General features: G+C 78.8%; 1 protein-coding gene. It reads left to right on the forward strand.

Annotation, left to right across the window (positions count from 1 at the left end):
* Nucleotides 1-1,906, forward strand: a 1,906-nt coding sequence (locus FRCN3DRAFT_RS43945) for a hypothetical protein (RefSeq protein WP_007520803.1), incomplete at both ends; no start/stop codon positions are given.

Consider the following 1,906-nt stretch of genomic DNA (forward strand, 5'->3'; position numbering starts at 1 on the left):
GGACGACCGCGGCGCCGGGCGGGCCGAGGCGGCGCTGGATCGGGCCCGGTGGCTGGTCGCGCAGGCGGCCGACGTGCCCGGCCCGGACGGCCGGGTCGCCGCCGAGGTCCTCGAAGAGCTGACCATGGCGCAGGCGATGATCCGCCGGCGGGTGGACGCGGCGCTCGCGCTGCCGCCGGCGGCGCGGGAGGCGGCGCTCGTCGCCGTGCTGGCGAGCGCGTCCGACAGCCCGGAGGCCCTCGCGGCGCTGGCCGCTCTCCCGCTCGCGGCGCCGGTCGACCTGCTCGTGGCGCCGGCGGGGAGTGCTTCCCCGGGTGCCAGCGGGGCGGTGCTGCTGCGCTGGCGGACCGCCGACACGGCCACGCCGGTGTCGTTCCGGGTGGACCGGGTGGTCGCCGGGACGCTCGGCGCCCCGCCGGCCCGCTTCGCTCTGGGCACCACCACCGCCACGGAGCTGACCGACGCCGGCGCGCCCGCCTGGACGCCGGTGTACTACGAGGTGACGGCGGTCTCCGGCAGCCGCTACTCGCCGGTTGCGCGGACCGTGCCGGTGGTCCTCAGCCGGGACGTCGAGGGGCTTCGAGCCCAGCAGACCGCGGACGGCGTCCGGCTGACATGGCGGTTGGAGGGCCCCGTTCAACTGGTGACCGTCGAGCGGGCGGTCGAGGCGATCGATCCGGTCGACCCGATGGAGGCCCTCGACGACGGGGCCGCCGGGCCGCCCACCTCGGGGCTCGCGCTGCCCACCGGTGATGCTCGCGACGTGGACCGCTCGGTCCGGCACACGCGGGTCAGCGGCGGGGTGCTGACCGATCCGGACGTGCAGCCAGGTGTCACCTACCGGTACCGGCTCTCGGTGGAGTACGTCGAGGCGGACGGCTCGCCCGCCCGCACACCGGGCGTGGAGGCCTCGGTCGCGGTGGCGCTGCGGCCCCGGCCGGTCCTCGACCTGTCGGTCGCGTTCGCGGCCGGCGAGACCATGCTGCGCTGGACGGCGCTGCCCGGGTCGGACGTCCGGATCTACGCCACGCCGGGCGTGCTGCCGGACACGATGGCGCCGTCCGGCGGCCGGTACCCGACGCAGCCATCCGCGGCGGCCGGTCCGTTGGGCCAGGAGAACGCCGACCTGGCGCTGGGTACCGCCACGGGCCCCGCTCGCCTCGTCGGCGCGAGCCGCCGCGGCCGGCTGCTGGACTCGGCCGCGGCCGGGCCGGTGATCTACACCCCGGTCAGCGTGCTCGGTGGCCGGGGCGTCGTCGGCCGGCCGGTCCAGCATGTGGCCCCCGGCGGGGTCACGGAGCTGCGTGCCGAGGACCGGGGCGACGAGCTGGTGCTGTTCTTCCGGCTCGCGCCGGGGCTCACCGAGGCCAGGGTGCTGTGGCGGCGCGACCGGATGCCGACCAGCCCGGACGACCCCGCGGCCTCGGCGGCGACGGTGACCACCGCGGGTCTGGCTCTGCGCGGTGGCGGCTGGCGGCTCGCCGCGCCGCGTGACGGCTGGCCGTACTACGTGTCCTGCTTCCCGGTGTTCCGCGTGAACGGCCAGCCGCGCGCCGCGGCCGCCGGCGCCGAGCTGCTCGCCAGGGCGCCCGCCGCACCGCATCCGGCCGGCCTCGCCGGTACGGGGCCGATGGTCGTGCCGGCGGCCCCGGCCGCGCCGGAGCCGTCCTATCTCACGCCGCTGCCGCCCGGTCCGCCCACCGGGGCGCTGCCGACGCCCACCGGGGCCTTTCCGGTGCCGTCTCCCGTCGGCGCCGCGCTGCCCGTGCCGCCCGCGACCTCGGCGCTGCCGGTGGTACCGGCGCATGGTCACGCGGCGCAGCACCCCGACGCGATGCCAGCCCCCGGCCCGGCGCTGGCCGCGGGGATGCCTCCCGGTCCGCCCCGTCCCGGTGGGGCGCCGCAT

This window comes from Pseudofrankia saprophytica (assembly GCF_000235425.2).
GTDB classification, from domain to species: Bacteria; Actinomycetota; Actinomycetes; order Frankiales; family Frankiaceae; genus Pseudofrankia; species Pseudofrankia saprophytica.